Here is a 21,286-nt window from a genome sequence, read left to right on the forward strand (position 1 = left end):
TGCGAAAACTCCCGCGGCTCAGCCGTCGCCGACGACACCAACGCCTCCATCGCCAACTTCACCCGCGGCGCCGTACGCCCACCCGTCACCGCGTACGGGCGCACCGGCGACCCCGGGTCGAAGGAGGACGGCGGCCGCTGCGCGGGACCGCTGTTCCATCTGGGGTCGGTCACCTCGATCACCTGGACTGACTCGCCCGCAGCTCCGCGCGTACCGCCGGAGTCAGCACCTGACCAGCACGATCCACCATCAGCGTCATCTGGTACGCCACCAGCCCCATGTCACAGTCCGGGGCGGCCAGCACCGCCAGGCACGAGCCGTCACTGATCGACATGATCAGCATCAGCCCCCGCTGCATCTCCACGATCGTCTGATTGACCACACCCCCCTCGAACACCCGCGCTGCGCCCTGCGTCAGGCTCACCAGGCCCGACGCGATCGCCGCGAGCTGGTCGGCCCGGTCCGGCGGGAAGCCGGAGGACGCGGCGAGCGGCAGGCCGTCCGAGGAGACGACCACCGCGTGCGCCACTCCGGGCACGGAGCTCACGAAATCGGTGATCAGCCAGTCGACACCGCGTGCCGCGTGACTGAGATCCTTCATGCGCCCTCCTCACTGCTGTCGGCGCTCCCGGGACCCGCCGGATACGCCTTGCCCTCGTTGATGTCGTCGCGAGCGGCGCGGAAGCCCTGCTGGAAGCTGGACAACCGGTTACGCACCCGGTCCGGTGAGACCGCCGGCATCGGCGCGATCCCCTTGGGCGCGGCCGCGCCGGCCGCCGAACCGGGCACCAGGTTGGCCTTGGGCACCCGCTTGGGCAGGCCCGACGCCGTCGCCCCGTCACGCGCCGGCTCCACCACGACCTCCGCCGCGCTCCAGCCGGCGTCGGCGTTCGACGAGCCCCAGCTCGCGCCGCTGGCGAACCACGCCGACTCCACGGCGGCGAAGATCGGCAGGTAGTCGTCACCGGCGGAGGGCTGGCTGTTCACCCTCGGGATGGGGCCGGTGCTGGCGGCGTCGGTCTCCGGGAAGTCGGGGCGCGACGGGCGCAGCCGGTCGAGGGGGCGGCCGAGGGGCCGGTCGTAGGGACGGTCGGGCGGCGGTTCCGGAGCCCCCCAGGGATGGGGGTCGTCGAGCGCGGGCCTGCGGGGCAGGCCGTTGCCGTCGGCGTTCCAGCCGGGGCTCTGGGGCGGCAGCCACGAGTCGTTGGTGTTGAACCCGGCGCGCGGCTCCGACGGCCAGCCGCTGGGCTCGGACGGCCACGACGGCATGGCCGGCCAGCCGTTCTGCTGGGCGGGGCCGGACGGGAAGGACGGGTGGCCGGGTCCCGGCTGGTAGCCGCCCGCGGTCCAGGTCGGCGTGGGCGTGGGCGCGGGTGACGGCGCGAGCTGCGGTCCGCTGTAGGCGTCCTCCTGCGCGGGGCCGGGCGGGTTCGCGTACGCGGGCGACGGGTTGCCGAGCAGGGAGTCCGGGAGCAGCACCATGGCGGTCAGCCCGCCGGAGGCGTGCGGCCGGAGCTGGACGCGGATGCCGTGGCGGTGGGCCAGGCGGGCGACCACGAACAGGCCCATGCGGCGGGAGGCCGACACGTCCACGGTGGGCGCGTCGGTCAGCCGCTCGTTGGCCTGCACCAGCTCGTCCTGGGTCATGCCGATGCCCGCGTCGGTGATGGACAGCATGACGCCGCCGCCGTCGATGCGGCTGCCCGACACCGTCACCCTGGTCTCGCGCGGCGAGAATGACAGCGCGTTCTCGACCAGCTCGGCCAGGAGGTGGATGACGTCGTTCACGGCCTGGCCCGCCACCGACACCCCGTCCGGGACCTGGAGGACCACCCGCTCGTAGTTCTCGACCTCCGAGAGGGAGGCGCGGGTCACGTCGACGAGCTTGACGGGCTGGCTCCAGCGGCGCGGCGGGTCCTGGCCGGCGAGGACCAGCAGGTTCTCGCTGTTGCGCCGCATGCGGGTGGCCAGGTGGTCCAGCTTGAACAGGTTCGCCAGCCGACTCTCGTCCTGCTCGCCCTGCTCCAGGCCGTCGATCAACGTGATCTGCCGCTCCACAAGCGTCTGGCTGCGCCGCGACAGGTTCACGAACATCGCGTTGACATTGCTGCGCAGCCGCGACTCCTCGCCCGCCAGCCGCACCGCCTCGCGGTGCACCTCGTCGAAGGCCCGGGCGACCTCGCCGATCTCGTCGTCGCCGACCACGCCGATCGGTTCCACCTCGGCCACGCCGGCCTTGTCCGAATCCCGCAGCCGCTGGACCGTTTCGGGCAGGCGGCGACCGGCGATCATCAGCGCCTCGCGCCGCAGCCGGCGCAGCGGGCCGCTGAGGGAACGTGCCATCAGCACGGTGACCAGCAGCACGAGCACCAGCAGCACCGCGATCGCGATCGCGAAGACCATCGCGCCCTGCTGCTCGGAGACCTGGACGGTACGGCTGCGCAGCATGATCGAGTCGGCGACCCGCTGCTCGACCTGCCGCATGCCGTCGATGGTCTCGGTGACGGCGCTGAACCACGCCTGGCCGTCGCTGGCGAGGTCGAGCCCCTGGTCGGTGAGGGGCTGCCCGGAGTCCTGCAGGGCCAGGGCACGGGCCTGGATCAGCTCGGCCCGGTCGACGGCCTGGCCGCTGACCGTGTCGTCGTAGGCCTGGCGCAGCGCGAGCGGCACCTGCGCGCGGAAGGAGGCCAGCTCGCTGTTGCGCTGGGCGCGGGCGGCGATGAACGCGTCCAGCTCGTCCTGGCTGAAGTGGCCGACGGCCAGCGCCGAGACCAGCAGCGCCCGCTGCATCGACACGTACTGCTTGGCCCGCGACAGGGCGGCGAACCCGGCGACGCTGTCGGTGAGCTCCTTGTCGACGGCGCCCTGGTCGATGGTGTCGTTGAGGGCGAGGAAGTCGGAGATGGACTGGTCGTACAGCTCGATGACGGAGGCGACGTTCAGCCTGGACTCGACCGCGGTCCGGCGGGAGTTGGGCAGCTCGTCGAAGCGGTTCTTGACGCGCACGGCCTCGGCCCGCAGGGGGCTGTCGGAGGCGGCGAGGGCCGCGACGTCGGGGCGGAGCTCGGCGACCAGCCGGTCGACGGCGGAGTACTGGGCGGTCACCGCGTTGCGGTCGCCCTTGCGGTCCTGGGCGACGAAGGTGGCGGTGAGGTCGCGTTCCAGCTCGGTCTCGTGAGCCAGCTCGGTCAGCTTTCCGGCCAGGACGGCCGTCTGGTACACGCGCTCGTACTCGGAGGCGCTCTGGACGGAGGAGACGACGCGCAGCCCGCCGAGCGCCAGCGCCGCGACGGTGGGGATGAGGATCAGGACCAGGAGCTTCGTGCGCACGCGCCAGTTGCGCACGATGCCGCCCGGACCCCGGGCGTGCCCGGCATGGACCGCCGGCCCTGTTCTCGTATGGGATGACGGAAAGGACGCCTCGGCAGGTAAACCGGAATCGCCGTTCGCAGGGGGCAATGTAGTTCTCACTGGCCTCCGCAACCTCTCCTTGGATGGCCTGGTGCAAGAGATCGAATAGTGCCCGTGCTCGTCCGCGTGCCGCCCCCGGCACCCGTGGTCCGAAAACCTCTTTATGTTCAGACAGATAATTCGACCGCCGGTGTGGCCACACCGGCCAATCGATCATCTGGCATATGTCTCCACGTCCCGACAGTAGCCACACGTCCTCGATGAACGCCAGCCATATCATCACCTATATCTGGACATACCTCCAGAAAAACAGTGTGATCATTTTTTCGCCATATATATTGATAATTTCCAGAATCGGGGGACCATGCGCAAGGGTTGCCTGCGCTTTGGGGTGCGTCGAGCGTCGATCACCCCCGTTCAAAGGAGACGCGACATGAGGCTCGCTGCGGCAGGGCGCATCGCCCTGATCGGACTGGTGGCCACCCTTGCCCTGACGAGTTGCTCCAGCCCGGACGCCAAACCTGGAGGTGGGAGCAACGCCAACGGACTGGAGAAGACCGACCTGCTCATCGGGCAGTACCCGGGAGCCGACTCCGCCCCGCTGTTCATCGCGATCGAGCGCGGCTTCTTCAAGGAGCAGGGGCTCAACGTGAAGACCGAGGCCATCCAGGCCCCCCAGGCCGTGCTGCCCAAGCTGTCCAACGGCAGCATGGACGTGGTCCTCGGCAGCTACGCCACCATCCTGACGATCCAGAGCGAGGGCCTGGAGAAGTTCAAGTACATCGCCGACTCCTACCAGGGGGCCACCGGCGCCTTCGGGATCATGGTGGGGCGCGACTCCCCCATCAAGAAGGTCGGCGACCTCAAGGGCAAGAAGATCGGGGTGAACGCGCTCAAGGGCCTCGGCGTCCTGACCATGAACCCCCACCTCAAGATCGCCGGCCTTGACCCGACTCCCGGCAAGGACATCCAGTACGTCGAGGTGCCCACCACCAACTGGCTGACGGCGCTGCAGAAGGGCGACGTGGACGCGGTCTGGATGACCGACCCCTACGTCAGCGAGGCCAAGAACAAGCTGGGCGCCACCATGCTGGTCGACACCATGTCCGGCCCCACGGAGAGCCTGCCGATCACCGGCTGGGCCGCCACCGAGAAGTGGGTGGCCGCCAACCCCAAGACGATGGCCGCCTTCCAGCGCGCGATGTCGAAGGCCCAGAACATCGCCGCCACCGACCGCAGCGCCGTGACCAAGATCCTGCCCACCTTCACCAAGATCCCCGCCGCCACGGCCGCCACCATCAACCTCGGCAACTACCCGACCACGCTCAGCGCCCAGCGCATCCAGCGCGTCGCCGACCTCATGCTCGAGTACGGCTTCATCAAGAACAAGATCGACGTCGCTCCGATGATCGTCACCTCCCAGGGATGACGAGCACGGCCGTCATGGCGCGGAGGGGGCGCACCGTTCCCTCCCGCGCCCGTCTCGCGAAGTATCTCCGCCACGCCGCCGGCGTCGCGGTCTTCCTCCTCCTCTGGGAGCTGGCCGGCCGCACCGGCCTGATCTCCTGGCTGCCCGCCGCCTCCACCTCGCTGGCCCGGGTGGCGCAGCTCGCCGCCGACCCCGCGTTCCTCACCGACCTCGCCTCCACGCTGACCGCGGCGGCCGTGGGGCTGCCGCTGGCCGTGCTCGTGGCCGTCCCCATCGGCCTGCTGCTCGGCACCGTCCCCGTGGTGGAGGAGATGACCCGCGCGGTCGTCGAGTTCCTGCGGCCGATCCCCTCGGTCGCGCTGATCCCGCTCGCCCTGTTCTTCTTCCAGCCCGAGATCAACGCCAAGGTCGCGCTCATCGTCTACGCCGCGTCCTGGCCCATCCTCATCAACACCCTGTACGGCGTGCGGGACGTCGATCCCGTGGCCACCGAGACGCTGCGCTCGTTCGGCTTCGGCTCCGGCGCGGTCATCTGGCGGGTCAGCCTGCCGAGCGCGGCGCCGTTCATCTTCACCGGAGTCCGGCTGGCCGCCTCGATCACGCTCATCCTGGCCATCAGCGTCGAGTACGTCGTGGGCGGCGCCGGCGGCATCGGCGCCTTCCTCATCCAGGCGAGCACCGGCATCGGCGCCGACGCGATGGTCGACGTGATCGCGACGCTCATGTGGGCCGGGCTGGTCGGGCTCGTCGTCAACACGCTGCTCCTCCGCGCGGAGCGGCGGCTCTTCCGGTGGCGGCACGCATGATCGCGAAACTCGTCCGGCGGCTGTGGCTGGTGCCCGTGGTGCTGGCCGGCTGGGAGCTGCTGGCCCGCGCCCAGGCCAGCCCGTACCTGCCCGCGCCGACCCGGATCGCCTCCTGGATGTACGAGCGGTGGTTCTCCGGGCCGTACGTCCTGACCGAGGAGGCCGTGGACAACTTCGTGCCGAGCCTCGTCCGGGTCGTCGGGTCCTGGAGCATCGCCGTGGTCGCCGGGGTCGCGCTCGGCGTGGCGATCGGCCGGGTGGCCTGGCTGTCCGACTACGTGGACCCGCTCGTGGAGTTCGGCCGGGCCGTGCCGCCGCCCGCGATGCTGCCCGTCTTCCTGGTGCTGTTCACCATGGGCACCCAGGTGCAGGTGGCGACCATCGTGTTCGGCGTCGTCTGGCCGATCCTGCTCAACTCCATCGACGGGGCGCGCAACGTGGACACCCTCCAGCTGGAGACGGCCACGGTCTTCGGCGTGCCGGCCCGGCTCCGGCTGTTCCGCATCATCCTGCCCTCGGCGTCCCCGAAGATCTTCGCGGGCCTGCGGCTGAGCGTGTCGCTCGCGCTCATCCTCATGGTCATCTCCGAGCTGAAGGGCAGCACCGACGGCATCGGCTACCTGCTGAGCACGGCGAGCAACAACGCCGACATGCCCGGGCTGTGGGCGGGCGTGGTGGTGCTCGGCGTCCTCGGCTACGCCCTCAACTCCCTGTTCCTCATGGCGGAGCGCCGCGTGCTGACCTGGCACCGGGGAGCCCGCCGTACCGTGTAGGAGGCGGATGTGACGGACCTGCTGCTGAAGAACGTGCGGGTCGTGACGCATGACCGGAACGAGCCCGTCCTGGCCGACATCGCCGTGACCGGCGGGCGTGTGGACCGGGTCGCGCCGGGGCTGCCCGCGGAGGGCGTCCCCGAGGTGATCGAGGGGGCCGGACGCCTCGCGTTCCCCGGCGTGGTGGACGCCCACCAGCACTGGGGGATCTACAACCCGCTGACCGAGGACGCCGGCTCGGAGAGCCGCGCCTGCGCCCAGGGCGGGGTGACGACCGCGCTCACCTACATGCGCACCGGCATGTACTACCTCAACCGGGGCGGCTCCTACGCCGACTTCTTCCCCGAGGTGCTGGCGCTGGCCGAGGACCGGGCCTACGTGGACTACGGCTTCCACCTGGCGCCGATGTCCCGCGGCCACATCGGCGAGCTGCCCGACCTGGTCGAGCGGTTCGGTGTGCCGTCGTTCAAGATCTTCATGTTCTACGGCGGGCACGGGCTGCACGGCCGCTCGGCCGACCAGAGCGCCTTCCTCATGCTGCCCGAGGGCGAGCGCTACGACTACGCCCACTTCGAGTTCGTCATGCGCGGCGTGCAGGCGGCCAGGGAGCGGTTCCCCGAGCTGGCCAGCGAGATCTCGCTGTCGCTGCACTGCGAGACCGCCGAGATCATGACCGCGTACACGCGGCTGGTGGAGGAGGCCGGTGACCTGAGCGGCCTGGCCGCCTACAGCGCCTCGCGCCCGCCCCACTCCGAGGGGCTGGCCGTGTTCATCGCCTCCTACCTGGCCCACGAGACCGGTCTCGGCAACGTCAACCTGCTCCACCTGTCCTCCCGCAAGGCCGTCGACGCGGCCGTGCGGATGGCCCGCACGTTCCCCCACATCGACTTCCGCCGCGAGGTGACGATCGGGCACCTGCTGACCGACATCGAGACGGCCAGCGGCATCGGCGCCAAGGTCAACCCGCCGATCAGGCCCCGCGAGGACGTGGAGGCGCTGTGGGAGTACGTGCTCGACGGCACGGTCGACTGGGTCGTCAGCGACCACGCCTGCTGCCGGGAGGAGCTGAAGTTCGGCGCCCCGGCCGAGGACGTGTTCCTGGCCAAGGCCGGCTTCGGCGGCGCCGAGTACCTGCTGCCCGGCCTCGTCACCGAGGGCCGCCGCCGGGGCCTGTCGTGGGGCCGCATCGCCGCGCTCACCTCGTGGAACCCGGCCCGCAGGTACGGCCTGCGCACCAAGGGCACAATCGCCCCGGGCTTCGACGCCGACATCTGCCTGGTGGACCCGGACGCCACCTGGACCGTGCGGGCGGAGGACTCGGAGTCGGCCCAGGAGTACACGCCGTTCGAGGGGTTCGAGCTGACCGCCAAGGTCACCGACACGTTCGTGCGGGGCCACCACGTGCTCGACACCGGCAAGATCGTCGGCCGTCCTGTCGGCCGCTACCTGCGCCGCCCGGTGGCCTGACCCGGAGGGCCCGGGAATGACCGTCTTCATGTCCAAACGATCACTGACTTCGGTAGAGTCAGCCTGTTATCGCCGGATTCGTCTGTCCTAGGACGTCACTTGCTCGAGATAGACAACCTCACGCACGTTTACGGTCCCGGCAGTCCCAACGAGCACCGCGCCATCGACGGGCTCAAGCTCAGCGTCGCCGAGGGCGAGCTCCTGTGCATCGTGGGCCCCTCCGGATGCGGCAAGTCCACGCTGCTCCGCTCGATCGCCGGACTGATCACCCCCACGGGCGGCGAGATCCGGGTCGACGGCAAGCTGGTGCGCCAGACGCCCGACAACCTGGCCGTGGTCTTCCAGGACTACAGCCGGTCCCTGTTCCCCTGGATGTCGGTGGCCGACAACGTCGCGCTGCCGCTGCGCCGCAGGGACCTGGACAAGCGGGCCCGGCGGGAGGCGGCCCAGGAGGCGCTGGAGTCGGTGGGCCTGCTCGGCGCGGCCGACAAGTACCCGTTCCAGCTCTCCGGCGGCATGCAGCAGCGGGTCGCGATCGCCCGCGCCCTGGCCTACCGGCCCAGCCTCATGCTCATGGACGAGCCGTTCGGCTCGGTGGACGCCCAGACCCGCGAGGACCTGGAGGACCTCGTCCTCAAGGTGCGCGGCCACCACCGCATGACGATCGTGCTCATCACCCACGACATCGACGAGAGCGTCTACGTCGGCGACCGCGTCGTGGTGCTGTCCAAGGCGCCCGCGCACGTGGTGGGTGACCTGCGGGTGGACCTGCCGGGGCCCCGCGACCAGATCACCACCCGGGAGCACCCCCATTTCGTGCGCCTGCGGGCCGAGGTCGGCCGCCTGGTGCGCGGGGTGGACGTCGCCGCCCCCGCCTGACCTCCTCCCGCTCGCCGATCCGATCAGGCCGGAAGACGATCTCCAGGTCGATCCGCCACCTGAACAGGACGGACAACGACGAACGCCGCCGGACCGATGGTCCGGCGGCGTTCGTCGTACGGGCGGGGTGTGCCGCGCCGGAGGTCAGGCGGGCAGGTGGCTGTGTCGCGTCAGCGCGTGCTCCACCAGCGTGATCAGCGTGCTCTTCACCGACTCGCGAACCCGGGCGTCCAGCCGGACGATGGGCGTGTGCGGGCTCAGCGACAGCGCCTCGCGGATCTCGTCGTCGTGGTGGTTGAAGTGCCCGTCCCAGCCGTTGATGCCGATGACGAACGGCAGCTTCGCCTCCTCGAAGTAGTCGATCGCGGGGAAGCTGTCGGCCAGGCGCCGCGTGTCCGCGAGCACCACGGCGCCGATCGCGCCGCGCACCAGGTCGTCCCACATGAACCAGAACCGGTGCTGTCCGGGCGTGCCGAACAGGTAGAGGATCAGGTCCCGGTCCAGCGAGACGCGGCCGAAGTCCATGGCGACGGTCGTGGTGGTCTTGTTCGGTGTGAGCGAGACGTCGTCGACCCCGGCCGACGCGTCCGTCATCACCGCCTCCGTGGTGAGCGGGAGGATCTCCGAGACCGCACCCACGAACGTCGTCTTGCCCACGCCGAACCCGCCGGCCACGACGATCTTCGTCGAGGTCAGCCCGGCGCTAGAGCCTGCGAAGTCCACTGAGCACCCTTTCGAGCAAGTTGAGGTCCGGCTTTCCCGCGTCCAGCGCAGGCTGGTGCACGCGGATCAGGCCTTCGGACGCCATGTCGGCGATCAGCACCCGGACCACGCCCAAAGGCTGGCGTAAGAGGGCCGAGATCTCAGCAACCGACCTGACGTTCCGGGTCAGTTGAATGATCGCCTGATACTCCGGACTCAGCAGAGATATGTCTTGGTATTCCGACGTCACGGAGGACACCAGCGCCTCCATGGCGAACTTCATCCGAGGCGCCGTGCGCCCCCCTGTCACGGCATAGGGCCGTACCAAGGAGCTCGACTTCTGCGGACGTGGAGCCGCCGGATGCGGCGGAGTGCTATCACCAGCCCAACCCTGACCTGACACCATCTTCTCCTGTCACCGCCCGCTAACGGGGGCGGGCCGCCTGCAGCTCGGCACGTACGGCAGGCGTCAACACCTGGCCCGCGCGCTCGACGAGCAGCGTCATCTGGTAGGCCACCAGGCCCATGTCGCAATCGGGCGCGGCCAGCACAGCCAGGCAGGAGCCGTCGCTGATAGACATGATCATCAGCAGGCCGCGCTGCATCTCGATGACGGTCTGGCTGACCATACCGCCCTCGAAGACGCGGGCCGCGCCCTGCGTCAGGCTGATGACACCCGAGGCGACCGCGGCGAGCTGGTCCGCCCGGTCCTTCGGGAAACCCTCGGAGAACGCCAGTGGCAGGCCGTCCGACGAGACCACGACAGTGTGAGCGACGCCTGGCACGTTGTTGACGAAGTCAGTGATCAGCCAGCTGATGCCACGCGCGCCCTGGCTCAGTTCTCTCATTTCTCCTCCTCGTTCTCTTCTCCGCGGGTGAACGCGCGGCCTTGTCGTACACCCTGTTGGAAGCTGGAGAGCCGGCTCCGCAACCTGTCGGGAGAGATCTGCGGCGCCGGTGACGACGCCTGCGGCTCGGCCAGGCTCGCCGTACCGGGCACCAGGTTGGCCTTCGGCACGCGGCGGGGCAGGCCCGAGGACGTCGTGCCGCCCTGCGCGGGCTGGGCGGCGGCCTGCGCGGCCTGGAAGCCGCTGTCGGCCGGCGACGACCACGCGGCGCCCGCGCCCGACTCGCCGGGACGGCGGCGCGGAAGCCCGGAGGGGCTCAGGCTCTCCTGCTGGCCGTCCGGGGCGCCCCGCTGCGGGAGCGGCGGGGCCGGCGGCGGGCCGTCGAGGCGCACCGCGGGCTGCACGGCCGTCTCCGGCTCCTCGAGCTCCGGCTCGCGGGGCCTGAGCACCTCGGGGTCGGGCTTGCGGAACCAGTCGGAGCCCACCGACGAGAAGATGGGCAGGAACTCCTCGCTCGGCGGCTCCATCGCCGAGCCGCGGACCACCGGCAGGGGGCCGGTCAGGTCCTGCGAGGAGTACTCGCCCGGGCCGAACGGGTCGAAGCCCTGCTGCCCGTTGGGCGCGAAGGAGTCGGCCGGCTTGACCGTCTCGGCGAAGGAGGGCCAGCGGTACTCGTCGCCGAACGGCGCGCCGCCGTCGTCACCGAAGGACGACCTTGACGCGTCGTCACCGAAGGACGACCTTGACGCGTCGTCACCGAAGGACGACCTTGACGCGTCGTCACCGTAGGACGACCGGACCGGCTCGTCGCCGTAGGGCGAACGGGACGGGTCCTCGCCGAACGGCGAGCGCGGGTCGTCGCCGTAGGGCGAGCGGGACGGGTCGTCACCGTAGGGGCGGACCGGCTCCGCGGGGGTGAACAGCGAGGAGGCCGGCTGCTCGCCGAACGACGGCCACCGCGTCTCCTGCTCCTCGCGCATGGGAGGCGGCTCGGTGGCGAAGGACGGCCAGCGCGGCTCGTCCTGCTGCGCGCCCGGCGGGGGCGGCTCGGTGGCGAACGACGGCCAGTTGGGTACGTCCTGGGCGGGCGCCGGGTCGGCGTACGACGACCAGCGGTCCTCCTGGGCGGCGGCCGGCTGCTCGTCGCCGAAGGCGGGCCAGCGCTGCTCGTCCTGCCGCGGCGGCTCCTCGGCGAACGAGGGCCAGTTGCCGGTGCCGGGTGCGGGCAGCGAGCCGGGCCACTCGGTGTCGACCGGCGCGTCGGAGCGGGGGTCGGCCAGAGCGGCCGGCGAGGCGTAGGCGCCGCTGCCGTTGGAGGAGGCGTTCTCGAAGGAGGGCTCGCCGAACATGCTCGGGTCGAAGTCGGTGAACGCCTCGTACTGGCCGCGCTGCTGCGGCACGCCGCCCGCGCCCTGGGCGCCCACGATGAGCGTGTTGGGCAGCATGACGAGGGCGCTCAGGCCGCCGGTCTCACGCATGCGGAGCTGGACGCCGACGCCGTGGCGCAGCGCCAGGCGGCCGACCACGAACAGGCCCATGCGGCGGGAGACGGCGACGTCCACCACCGGCGGGTTGGCCAGGCGCCAGTTGGCCTCGGCCAGCTCGTCGCCCGACATGCCGATGCCCAGGTCGTTGATCGTCACGAGCACGCCGCCGTCGACGGGCGAGCTGGTGACCTGCACCTTGCTCTCGCGCGGGGAGAAGGAGATGGCGTTCTCGATCAGCTCGGCGAGCAGGTGGACGGCGTCGGTGACGGCCGGTCCGGCGATCTGCACGCCCGAGGGGATCTGGATCTGGACCCGCTCGTAGTTCTCGACCTCGGACAGCGAGGCGCGCGCGACGTCGACCAGGGGCACCGGCTCGCTCCACTTGCGGGCGGCATCCTGGCCGGCGAGGACCAGGAGGTTCTCGCTGTTGCGCCGCATGCGGGTGGCCAGGTGGTCGAGCCGGAACAGGTTGGCGAGCCGGTTCTCGTCCTCCTCACCCTGCTCCAGGCCCTCGATGAGCTGGAGCTGCCGCTCGACCAGCGTCTGGCTGCGGCGGGAGAGGTTGACGAACATGGCGTTGACGTTGGCGCGCAGCTTGGCCTCGTCGCCGGCCAGCCGGATCGCCTCGCGGTGGACCTCGTCGAAGGCCCGGGCCACTTCCCCGATCTCGTCGCGGGTGTTGACGCCGATCGAGGGGACCTCGGGCAGCGCGGCGCCGTCGCCCGACTCGCGCAGCACGCGGACGGTCTCGGGCAGCCGGGTGGTGGCCACCTGGAGCGCCTCGGCGCGCAGGCGGCGCAGCGGGCGCACCAGCGAACCGGCCACGCGGGTGGTGAACCACAGGACGAGGAGCAGCAGCACGAGGATCATCGCGCCGGAGATGATGGCGCTGCGCTGCTCGGCGTCGCTCAGCCCACGGGTCTCGGTCACGACCCGCGTCATCAAGCCGTCCTCGACCTTGCGCAGGACGCTGACCTGGAGCGAGGTGCTCTCGTACCAGAGGTTGAGCTCGCGGCGCGGGGTGGCGGTGATGTCGAGGTCGCGGATGGTCTTGTACTCGCGCAGCTGGGCCAGGGCGCGCTGGCGCATGGCGTCGGCGCGGTCGATCTGCTGGCCGCGCATGGTCTTGCGGTACGCCTGGAGGTCCTTGCTGCCCGCCTCCTCCTCGAAGGTGGCGAGCTCCTGCTGCTGGCGGTTCCAGGAGCCGAGGAAGTCGGACAGGTCGTCGTAGTCGAGCTTGCGCTCCACGAGGGCGACGACGAGGATGCCCTGCTGGCGGGAGACCTCTTCCTTCGCCCTCTGGAGGGCTCCGAGGGCGACGACGTCCTCGCCGATGGCGTCGTTCTCGGCGCCGCCGGCCAGCTCGTCCTGGAGCTTGCTCATGACCTCGATCATGGAGCTGAAGGTGCGCAGGGCGGCTCGGGGCGGGGCGCTGCCGCTCTGGGCGATCGACTGGCGCAGGCCGTCGAGGCCGGTGAGCCAGCGGCGGATCTCCTCCGCCTCCTCCAGGGCGCGCGGCGAGTGGGAGGCGTCGAGCGCCGACACGGCCGCCAGCACACGCTTGCGGACCGCGTTGACCGCGTCGCGCTGGGTGTTGAGCTGGGCCCGGCGGGAGGAGCGGCGGCCCTCGGCGATGTACCACGCCGTGAGCGTCCGCTCCTTGCCGAGTTCGTCGGACATCGCCCCGACGGACTGGACCAGTTCGGCGATCTGGGTGAGCCGGCGGTACTCGGCGCTGGTGGCGATCGAGTTGGCCAGCTGGACGCCGGCGAGGAGCACGCCGACGACGGTCGGGATGAGGATCAGCGCGACCAGCCTGGTGCGCACGCGCCAGTTCCCCAGCCGGAACCGGCCGCCTGTGTACTCCTCCGGCCTGGTGTGCCTGGGGTTATCGGTCCTCACTGACTCTCGCAACCTCTCGCCGTACGTGCTCGAAAAATCTGACACGCTTGGGGCGCATGGGATTTGTGCGGGCTGGGTAATTGGAACACAACCCGTACCAGATCAGCCAACCGGACATATCCCATCAAATGCGACCAGACGTGCCGTTTGGGTCGCATATCACCGCGCGTCTTCTTCAGGCGTCTCTTCAGGCGGGCCGGAACGAGTCCCGCTCCGCCGGCGCCGCGTGCTTGACCATCAGGTGACGGGTCACCGCGTATTCCTGCACCGCCTCCTGGCTCATGTCCTTGCCGAACCCGCTGCCCTTGACCCCGCCGTGCGGAGCTTCGCTGGCGATGGGCAGGTGGTCGTTCACCCACGTCACGCCCACATCGAGACGATGCGAGACCCGCATCGCCCGGGCGACGTCTCGCGACCACACCGAGGAGGCCAGGCCGTAGCGCGTGTCGTTGGCGAGCCGGACGGCCTCGTCCTCGCCATCGAAGGGCAGGACCACGAGGACGGGACCGAAAAGTTCCCCTTGCACGATATCGCTGTTCTGATCCACCCCGGTCACCAGCGTGGGCGGGTAGTAGAAGCCCGGCCCCTCGACCGGAGCGCCGCCGTGGAGCACCTTCCCGCCCGCACGCTGCACGAACCCGTGTACGCGATCACGGTGCGCGGCCGAGATGAGCGGCCCGATGTCAGTGGCGGCGTCCCACGGGTCTCCGGTCACGATTTCGGCAAGAGTCGCCCGAATCGCCTCGACCGCCGCGTCGTGCACCCGCCGGTCCACGTAGACGCGGGTGGCCGCCGTGCAGTCCTGGCCCGTGTTGTACGTCGCCCCCATCGCCACGCCGGTGGCCATCGCGCTGAGGTCCGCGTCGTCGAACACCAGCGCCGGCGCCTTGCCGCCGAGCTCCAGGTGGACCCGCTTCAGCGTCCGGGCCGCACCGGTCATGACGGCCCGGCCGGTCTCGGTCGAGCCCGTGACGCTCACCATGTCCACGCCCGGGTCGGTGACCAGCGCCTCCCCCACCTCGGCGTCACCCGTGACGACCTGCACCAGGCCGCGGGGGGCGCCCGCCTCGGCGAACAGCTCGGCCAGGCGCAGCGTGGAGCGCGGCGTCTGCGGGGCCGGCTTGATCACCACGGCGTTGCCCGCGGCGATGGCCGGTCCCAGCTTCCAGATCGCCATGACCAGCGGGAAGTTCCACGGCGCGATCGAGCCGACGACCCCGACGGGCCGGCGCACCATGATCGAGGTGTAGCCGCGGCTGAACACCCCGGCACCCGTGCCCTCCAGGGAACGCGCCGCGCCCGCGAAGAAGCGCAGGTTGTCGACGGCGAACGGCAGCTCGCCGTCGCGCACGACGGCGGCCGGCTTGCCGGTGTCCTCCACCTCCAGCCGGGTCAGCTCGTCGCTGTCGGCCTCGACCAGGTCGGCCACGCGCAGCAGCAGCCGCGCCCGCTCGCCCGGGGTCGCCTCGGCCCATTCGGCGAAGGCGGCGCGGGCGGCGGCGACGGCCGCCGCCACGTTCTCGACGGGGGTGTCCGGGACGCGGTCCGTCAGGTCGCCGGTCGCCGGGTTGATCAGTTCACGCATGGTTCTCGCTCCTGGCCGGCTCTCGCCGGCCCGGTCGTCGTTCCCGGTCCGGCTAGTCCTGGCCGAGCCGCTCGATGAGGTCGGCCGCCTTGCGCAGGCCGTCGCGGCGGCGGATCTCCTCGCCCGCCGCCTCCAGCCGGGCGCGCAGCTCGGCGTCGCCGAGCAGGCGCTCCACGGCTCCCGTCAGCTCCTCGTCCGTGAAGGCGTAGGTGGACAGCCGGACGCCGTAGCCGAGCTCGTGGACACGCTGGGCGTTGTCGTACTGGTCCCAGAACAGCGGCAGCAGGATCATCGGCTTGCCGAAGTGCACGGCCTCGGTGGTGGTGTTGTTGCCGCCGTGGGTGATGACCAGGTCGCAGAGCGGGATGATCTTCGTCTGCGGCAGGAACTCGGCGCCCCACATGTTGTCGGCGAGCTTGATCTCCTCGTGCAGGGGGCCCTTGGAGACGATGTACTGGTGCGGGGTGGTGGCCAGCACGTCGATCACCCGCTGCATCAGCTCCACGTCGGAGGAGCCGAGCGAGCCGAGCGAGAAGTAGACCAGCGCGCCCTCGCCCCGCTGGAAGGGGAGCTCGAACGCCTCGTCGGTCTCGCGGACGGACGAGTCGAGCCGGTGCCACGTGGGGCCGAGCGGGCGCTCGGCGGTGTAGTCGAGGATCTCCGGGAAGACGTAGAGGTTCAGGTCGCCCTCGTGGATGAAGTCCAGGTCGGGCAGCGGCTCGGTGCCCTGCTCGACGCACCACTCGTTGAAGGCCGTCCACAGCTCGCGGTGGGTGCGCTCGTACTCGGCGCGGAAGGCGTCCCACTCGCCGCGGTCGCCGGCGGGCAGGCCGGAGAAGACCGGCGCGACGTTCTCGCCGCGCACCTCCAGCGGGTTGCAGGAGACGATGCGGACGAACTTGCGGCCCCCGGTGAGCAGGGCCGGGAACGTGATGACGTTGTCCTCGACGATGATGTCCGGCTGGACCCGCTCGATGATCGCCTTGAGCTGCGGCTCGCAGTACTTCACGCCGTCGATGAGCGACTCCCAGATCGGCTTGGTGACCGTCTCCAGCTGCTCCAGCGTGCTCTTGCGGTACTCCGGCGCGGTCTCGCGGATGAAGTCCTTCCAGAACTGCCCCGCGTCCTGCTCCTCCTCGGCCGGGGGCGCGAGGTCGACCAGGTCCTCCTCGAAGCCGAGGGCCTCCAGCTTGCCCTTCCAGGACGCCTCGGCGGCGAACACGACGCGGTGACCGCGACGACGCAGGATGTCGCCGATGCCGATGGAGTTGTTGGTCGGCCCGTAGGCGCTTTCTGGCATGAACAGGATCGTGAGAGACATCACGCTACTCCGGAGGGGGCGAACTAGTTGAACGTGAATTCAAATACTCATCTAGCGTAAAGGTCAACTTCAAGGCACTATGGTCACGGCTTCCTGAACGGGAGCCGAACAGCTCGGGGGAACGAGGTGGTGAGCATGGCCCAGCGCAAGAGCCGCACCGACCGGCGCATCGACCTGATCGAGGCGGCGCGCCGCGCCATCATCCGCCACGGCGTCGACGGCGTCCAGCTCTCCCACGTCGCCGAGGAGGCGGGCCTGACCTCGGGCGCCGTGCTCTACCACTATCCCGACCTGAGCGAGCTGCTGGTCGAGGCCCAGCACGCCGGCATGGAGCGCTTCTACGAGCAGCGGCTGCGCCAGCTCGCCACCGTGACCGACCCGGTCAGCAAGCTTGTCATGACGATCCGCTCCGGGCTGCCCACCGGGCCGCTCGACCCCGACGTGCGGCTGCTCAACGAGCTCGGCGGAGCCGCCGGCCGCAACCGGGTCTACGGGGTGCTGCTCACCTCCCTGTACGACCGGCAGGTGTCGATGTACCAGTCGATCCTCGACACGGGCGCGGCGCTCGGCGTGTTCCGGCTCAGCGGCGACTCGCTGTCGCTGGCGCGCAACCTGGTGGCGCTGGAGGACGCCTACGGCTACCGCATCACGGCCCGGCACCCGGTGATCGGGCCCGAGGAGGCGGCCGAGCTGATCCTGTCCTACGCACGCACGGCGACGGGCAACGACCTCGTCGCCTGAGCCGCACGCGAGCCGGCCGTTCCCGGCGGGGCCGGTCATGACGGGACGGGGATGACGACGGCGTCGCGGGCGTCCCAGGTGAGGCGCGCCTTCGCGCCCGGCCGCACGGCGCTCGCGCCCTGCACGGCCACCAGCACCGGTCTGGCGTGGCCCGGCACGTCCACCGAGAGGTGGGAGACGCCCCCGTAGAAGCTGACGTCCAGCACGGCGCCCTCCAGCCCCCCGGCGGGCTCCTCCGGCTTCGCGGCGGGCTCGGCGTCCAGGCTGGCGGCCTCCTCGGGGACCTCGCGCAGCGCGATCTTCTCGGGTCGCACGCACAGCAGCGCGTCGGCGCCGTCCGTCAGCCCGTCCAGCGGGGTGCCGACCAGCTCGCCGAGCTCGCCCGCGTCCAGCCCGGCCGCCCGGACCTTGCCCTCGAACAGGTTGTTGGCGCCGACGAAGCCCGCGACGAACGGGTTGCGTGGCCGCTCGTACAGGGCGACCGGCTCGTCCACCTGGCGGACGCTGCCGCTGTCGAAGACCGCGATCCGGTCGGCCAGCGACATGGCCTCCTCCTGGTCGTGCGTGACGACCACGAACGTGATGCCGACCTCGTTCTGGAGCCGCTTCAGCTCCAGCTGCATGTCGGCGCGGACCTTCTTGTCCAGCGCCGACAGCGGCTCGTCGAGCAGGAGCAGGCGGGGCCGCTTGACGATGGAGCGGGCCAGCGCGACGCGCTGGCGCTGGCCGCCGGACAGCTGCGCGGGCCTGCGGTCGCCGTGCGCCGACAGGCCCACGGTCTCCAGCACCTCGCCGACGCGCCGCCTGATCTCCTCCCGGGGCAGCTTCTCGCGCTCCAGCCCGTACGCGACGTTCTTCGCCACGCTCATGTGCGGGAACAGCGCGTACGACTGGAACATGAGGCTGATCGGCCGGCGGTTCGGCGGCAGCGCGAGCAGGTCGTCGCCGTCGAGCGTCACTGTGCCGGAGTCGGGCGTCTCGAACCCCGCGATGATGCGCAGCAGCGTCGTCTTGCCGCAGCCGGACGGGCCGAGCAGCGCGAAGAACTCGCCCTGCCCGATCTCCAGGGAGACACCGTCGAGCGCGGTGACCTGGCCGAACCTGCGGGTGATGCCGTCAATCTTGAGCACGTGCTTCGCCGATCTTGGTCATGCGCTGGCCCGCGATCACCGCGGTGAAGCTCACCAGCAGGAGGATCGCGCCGAGCGCGTTGATCTCGGGGGTCACCCCGAACCGGATCATCGAGTAGATGACGATCGGCAGCGTCTGCTGGAGGTTGCCGATCGTGAAGAAGGCGATCACGAACTCGTCGAGCGACAGCGTGAACGCCAGCATCGCGCCCGCCAGGATGCCGGGGGCGAGCTGCGGGAGGGTGACCTTCATGAACGTGGTGACCGGTCCCGCGCCGAGGTCGCGCGAGGCCTCCTCCAGCGACGTGTCGGTGTTCGCCAGCCGGGTGCGGACCACGGCCGCCACGAACGCCATCGCGAACACGCCGTGGGCGAGGATGACCGAGTACAGGCCGAGCGTGAGTTGAATCAGGCCGTAGAACAGCAGCAGGCCGATCGCGAGCACGAGGTCGGGCAGCACCGCCGGCAGCAGCGCGACCGCGTCGAGCGCGCGCGAGCGGGTGTGGCGGGCCATGCCGACGGCCAGCAGCGTGCCGAGCACCGTGGCGATCACGGTGGAGCCCGCCGCCACGATCAGCGTGTTCAGCAGGCCGTCGAGGACCCGCTGGTCCTGTGCCAGCACGCCGTACCACTTGAGGCTGAAACCCTCGTAGGTGTAGGCCGACTTGCCGGAGTTGAAGGACATCGCGACGACCACGGCGATCGGCGCGTACAGGAAGACGATCGTCGCCCAGAACGGGACGTACAGCAGCCTCGACCTACGCACGGCGGGCCACCCACGCCTGCGCGAGGAGCAGCACGACCAGCACGGCGACCAGCGCGAGCGCCAGCGCCGAGCCGAACGGCCAGTCCCGGGCCTGGAGGAACTCCGTGCGGATCAGGTTGCCCACCATGACCGACTTGCCGCCGCCCAGCATCTCCGGGATGACGAAGTTGCCGAAGCTCGGCACGAACACGAACAGGCAGCCGGTCAGCACCCCGGGGACGGTCAGCGGCAGCGTGACCTTGCGGAAGGTGGTGAACCCGGACGCGCCGAGGTTCGCCGACGCCTCGCGCAACTGGGGGTCGAGCTTCTCGATGGCCGCGTAGAGCGGCAGCACCATGAGCGGCAGGTACGAGTAGACCAGCCCCGTGACGATGGCGCCCTGGTTGTAGAGCAGCTCGAACGGGCCGAGACCGAGGCTCTTCAACGCCGAGTTGATCAGGCCGGGACCGTTGAGCAGGATGATCCAGGCGTACATGCGGATGATGAAGTTCGTCCAGAACGGGAGCACGATCGCGACGAGCGCGACCGTCTTCCACTTCCGGGGCAGCCGGGCGATCAGGTACGCCGTGGGATAGCCGAGCGCGAGCGCGATCACCGTCGTCAGCGCCGCGATCTGCAGCGACTCGCCGAGCACCCGCAGGTAGAGCGGGTCCATCAGGCGGGAGAAGTTCTCGGTGGTGAACTCGTAGACGACCCCACCGAAGCGGCCGCGCTGGAAGAACACGTAGCTCAGCACCAGCGCCAGCGGCACCAGCAGCAGCACGACGAGATAGGCGAGGCCGGGGGTCAGGAAGACGAACGCGCCCAGCCGGCGCCGCACCATCAGGGCGGTCGCCGGCCGGGTCCTAGCCGGGGACATCACCGCGTCACTGTGCCCTGACCTCGGTCGACAGGCGCGTGAACTTGGTCGACGCCTGCCCCAGGTCGATGATCGACTCGCCGTTGAGCAGCTCCGCGGGCTTGATGCCGAGCAGCGAGCCCTTGGGCGGGCTCACCTTGTCCATGGCCGCCTTGTTGGGGACCTTGTAGTTGATGTTCACGGCCGCCCAGCTGTGAATCTCCGGGTCGAGGATGTAGTTGATGAAGGCGTGCGCGGCCTCCTTGTTCTTGGAGGACTTCATGATCACCATGGTGTCCACCCAGAGGTCGCTGCCCTCCTTCGGCACGACGAACTCGATGTTCTGCTTCTCGTCGGTCGTCGGGCACCAGCCGTCCCACGCCTCGACCATGATCGCCTCGCCGCTCTTCAGCTTGTCGCCGAAGGTGGTGTCGTCGTACCCGAGCAGGTGCGGCTTGGCCTTGAGCAGCAGCTCCTTGGCCTTGGCGATCTCGTCGTCCTTGTCGGTGTTGACCGAGTAGCCGAGCGCCTTGAGGGCGGGCAGGGCCAGCCAGCGCTCGGTGGTCATCATGGTGACCTTCTTGTCGGCCCACGCCGGCGGGTTGAGCAGGTCGTTCCAGCTCGTCGGCTTGGCCTTCACCAGGTCGCTGCGGAAGCAGATGCCGGTGGTGCCCCAGGTGTAGGGCACGGAGTACTTGTTGCCCTTGTCGTAGGAGAGCTGGGTGGCCTCGGGGTAGAGGTTCGACAGGTTGGGGATCAGCTCGGGGTGGATCGGCTCCAGCAGGCCCTGCTCGTTGAGCGCCTGGGCGTACTGGCCGGACACGAACGCCACGTCGATGCCGCTGTCGCCGCCGGCGGTGAGCTTGGTCATCGCCTCCTCGTTGGTGGCGTGCAGGGCGACCTTCATGTCCTGGACCTTGAGCTTCTCCTTGACCTTCTGGGGCAGCTCCTCCGGCGTGTACCCGTCCCACACCGTGACGCTGATCGACTGCTTGCTCAGGTCCGCGTTGGGGTTGAGCTGGTCAGCCTCGGCTTTCGGAGCCGAATCCGCGCCGCTGCTCGACGACTCACCACCGCACGCCGCCACGGCGAGCGCGAGGCCGGCCACCGCTACGACGGCCGGAAGACGACGGGTGAACCGGAATCGGGACAAGGCCGCTACTCCTTCTGATGACGAGGGACGAGGGGTCGCGCGACCAAC

General features: G+C 70.3%; 18 protein-coding genes and 1 pseudogene. 6 read left to right on the forward strand and 13 right to left on the reverse strand.

The window, feature by feature from the left end; all coding sequences use genetic code 11:
- The 3 genes from AB0H81_RS29405 to AB0H81_RS29415 all read right to left on the reverse strand — a co-directional run.
- Nucleotides 1-104: DUF742 domain-containing protein (locus AB0H81_RS29405; RefSeq protein WP_358381090.1), on the reverse strand; the 104-nt coding region annotated here is incomplete at its 3' end.
- 74 nt (nt 105-178) lie between these two features.
- On the reverse strand, nt 179-601 hold the full coding sequence (locus AB0H81_RS29410) for a roadblock/LC7 domain-containing protein (protein WP_358381055.1): 423 nt from the start codon (nt 599-601) through the stop codon (nt 179-181).
- The gene (locus AB0H81_RS29415; protein ID WP_358381057.1) at nt 598-3,330 is read right to left on the reverse strand and encodes a nitrate- and nitrite sensing domain-containing protein; all 2,733 of its coding nucleotides are present in this window, start codon (nt 3,328-3,330) and stop codon (nt 598-600) included. The genes AB0H81_RS29410 and AB0H81_RS29415 overlap by 4 nt, the downstream gene beginning before the upstream one ends.
- 514 nt (nt 3,331-3,844) lie before the next feature.
- Between AB0H81_RS29415 and AB0H81_RS29420 the strand changes: the two genes are divergently transcribed.
- From AB0H81_RS29420 to AB0H81_RS29440, 5 genes are all read left to right on the forward strand, one after another.
- Entirely contained in the window at nt 3,845-4,840 is a 996-nt protein-coding gene (locus AB0H81_RS29420; protein ID WP_358381059.1) for an ABC transporter substrate-binding protein, read from the forward strand.
- The gene (locus AB0H81_RS29425; protein WP_358381061.1) at nt 4,837-5,646 is read left to right on the forward strand and encodes an ABC transporter permease subunit; all 810 of its coding nucleotides are present in this window, start codon (nt 4,837-4,839) and stop codon (nt 5,644-5,646) included. The genes AB0H81_RS29420 and AB0H81_RS29425 overlap by 4 nt, the downstream gene beginning before the upstream one ends.
- Complete coding sequence (locus tag AB0H81_RS29430; protein WP_358381063.1) at nt 5,643-6,419, forward strand: ABC transporter permease; 777 nt, start codon at nt 5,643-5,645, stop codon at nt 6,417-6,419. The genes AB0H81_RS29425 and AB0H81_RS29430 overlap by 4 nt, the downstream gene beginning before the upstream one ends.
- Nucleotides 6,420-6,428: 9 nt before the next feature.
- Nucleotides 6,429-7,886 carry a dihydroorotase family protein gene (locus AB0H81_RS29435; RefSeq protein ID WP_358381065.1) on the forward strand — a complete coding sequence of 486 codons (1,458 nt, stop codon included), beginning with the start codon at nt 6,429-6,431 and terminating at the stop codon, nt 7,884-7,886.
- A 99-nt stretch (nt 7,887-7,985) separates the two neighbouring features.
- Complete coding sequence (locus AB0H81_RS29440) at nt 7,986-8,765, forward strand: ABC transporter ATP-binding protein (RefSeq protein ID WP_358381067.1); 780 nt, start codon at nt 7,986-7,988, stop codon at nt 8,763-8,765.
- A 144-nt stretch (nt 8,766-8,909) separates the two neighbouring features.
- Here AB0H81_RS29440 and AB0H81_RS29445 read toward each other — a convergent pair whose 3' ends face one another.
- From AB0H81_RS29445 to AB0H81_RS29470, 6 genes and pseudogenes are all read right to left on the reverse strand, one after another.
- Nucleotides 8,910-9,461 (reverse strand): ATP/GTP-binding protein, encoded by a 552-nt coding sequence (locus AB0H81_RS29445; RefSeq protein WP_358381092.1) that lies wholly within the window; start codon nt 9,459-9,461, stop codon nt 8,910-8,912.
- Between the two features lie 7 nt (nt 9,462-9,468).
- A complete protein-coding gene (locus AB0H81_RS29450) occupies nt 9,469-9,873 on the reverse strand; it encodes a DUF742 domain-containing protein (RefSeq protein ID WP_235996047.1) in 405 nt (134 codons plus the stop codon).
- Nucleotides 9,874-9,892: 19 nt separating this feature from the next.
- The gene (locus AB0H81_RS29455; protein WP_205304681.1) at nt 9,893-10,306 is read right to left on the reverse strand and encodes a roadblock/LC7 domain-containing protein; all 414 of its coding nucleotides are present in this window, start codon (nt 10,304-10,306) and stop codon (nt 9,893-9,895) included.
- Between the two features lie 5 nt (nt 10,307-10,311).
- Nucleotides 10,312-13,629, reverse strand: coding sequence for a nitrate- and nitrite sensing domain-containing protein (locus AB0H81_RS29460; RefSeq protein ID WP_358381069.1), 3,318 nt, complete (start codon nt 13,627-13,629; stop codon nt 10,312-10,314).
- A gap of 262 nt (nt 13,630-13,891) precedes the next feature.
- Nucleotides 13,892-15,295: pseudogene (locus AB0H81_RS29465) on the reverse strand (aminobutyraldehyde dehydrogenase); the annotation flags it as partial.
- A 46-nt stretch (nt 15,296-15,341) separates the two neighbouring features.
- Nucleotides 15,342-16,589: a glycosyltransferase gene (locus AB0H81_RS29470; RefSeq protein ID WP_358381071.1), complete on the reverse strand. Its 1,248-nt coding sequence runs from the start codon at nt 16,587-16,589 to the stop codon at nt 15,342-15,344.
- A 156-nt stretch (nt 16,590-16,745) separates the two neighbouring features.
- Here AB0H81_RS29470 and AB0H81_RS29475 point away from each other — a divergent pair, with 156 nt between their 5' ends.
- A complete protein-coding gene (locus AB0H81_RS29475; protein ID WP_358381073.1) occupies nt 16,746-17,351 on the forward strand; it encodes a TetR family transcriptional regulator in 606 nt (201 codons plus the stop codon).
- A 35-nt stretch (nt 17,352-17,386) separates the two neighbouring features.
- Here AB0H81_RS29475 and AB0H81_RS29480 read toward each other — a convergent pair whose 3' ends face one another.
- From AB0H81_RS29480 to AB0H81_RS29495, 4 genes are read right to left on the reverse strand one after another with little or no spacing between them, the layout of a single operon-like run.
- Nucleotides 17,387-18,481 (reverse strand): ABC transporter ATP-binding protein, encoded by a 1,095-nt coding sequence (locus AB0H81_RS29480; protein ID WP_358381075.1) that lies wholly within the window; start codon nt 18,479-18,481, stop codon nt 17,387-17,389.
- Entirely contained in the window at nt 18,468-19,247 is a 780-nt protein-coding gene (locus AB0H81_RS29485) for an ABC transporter permease (protein ID WP_358381077.1), read from the reverse strand. The genes AB0H81_RS29480 and AB0H81_RS29485 overlap by 14 nt, the downstream gene beginning before the upstream one ends.
- Nucleotides 19,240-20,106, reverse strand: a complete 867-nt coding sequence (locus AB0H81_RS29490) for an ABC transporter permease (protein ID WP_358381094.1) — start codon at nt 20,104-20,106, stop codon at nt 19,240-19,242. The genes AB0H81_RS29485 and AB0H81_RS29490 overlap by 8 nt, the downstream gene beginning before the upstream one ends.
- A gap of 7 nt (nt 20,107-20,113) precedes the next feature.
- Nucleotides 20,114-21,238 carry a spermidine/putrescine ABC transporter substrate-binding protein gene (locus AB0H81_RS29495; RefSeq protein ID WP_358381079.1) on the reverse strand — a complete coding sequence of 375 codons (1,125 nt, stop codon included), beginning with the start codon at nt 21,236-21,238 and terminating at the stop codon, nt 20,114-20,116.
- Nucleotides 21,239-21,286: the final 48 nt, after the last annotated feature.

The sequence above is a fragment of the Nonomuraea sp. NPDC050691 genome (assembly GCF_040654455.1).
In the GTDB taxonomy this organism is placed as follows: Bacteria; Actinomycetota; Actinomycetes; order Streptosporangiales; family Streptosporangiaceae; genus Nonomuraea.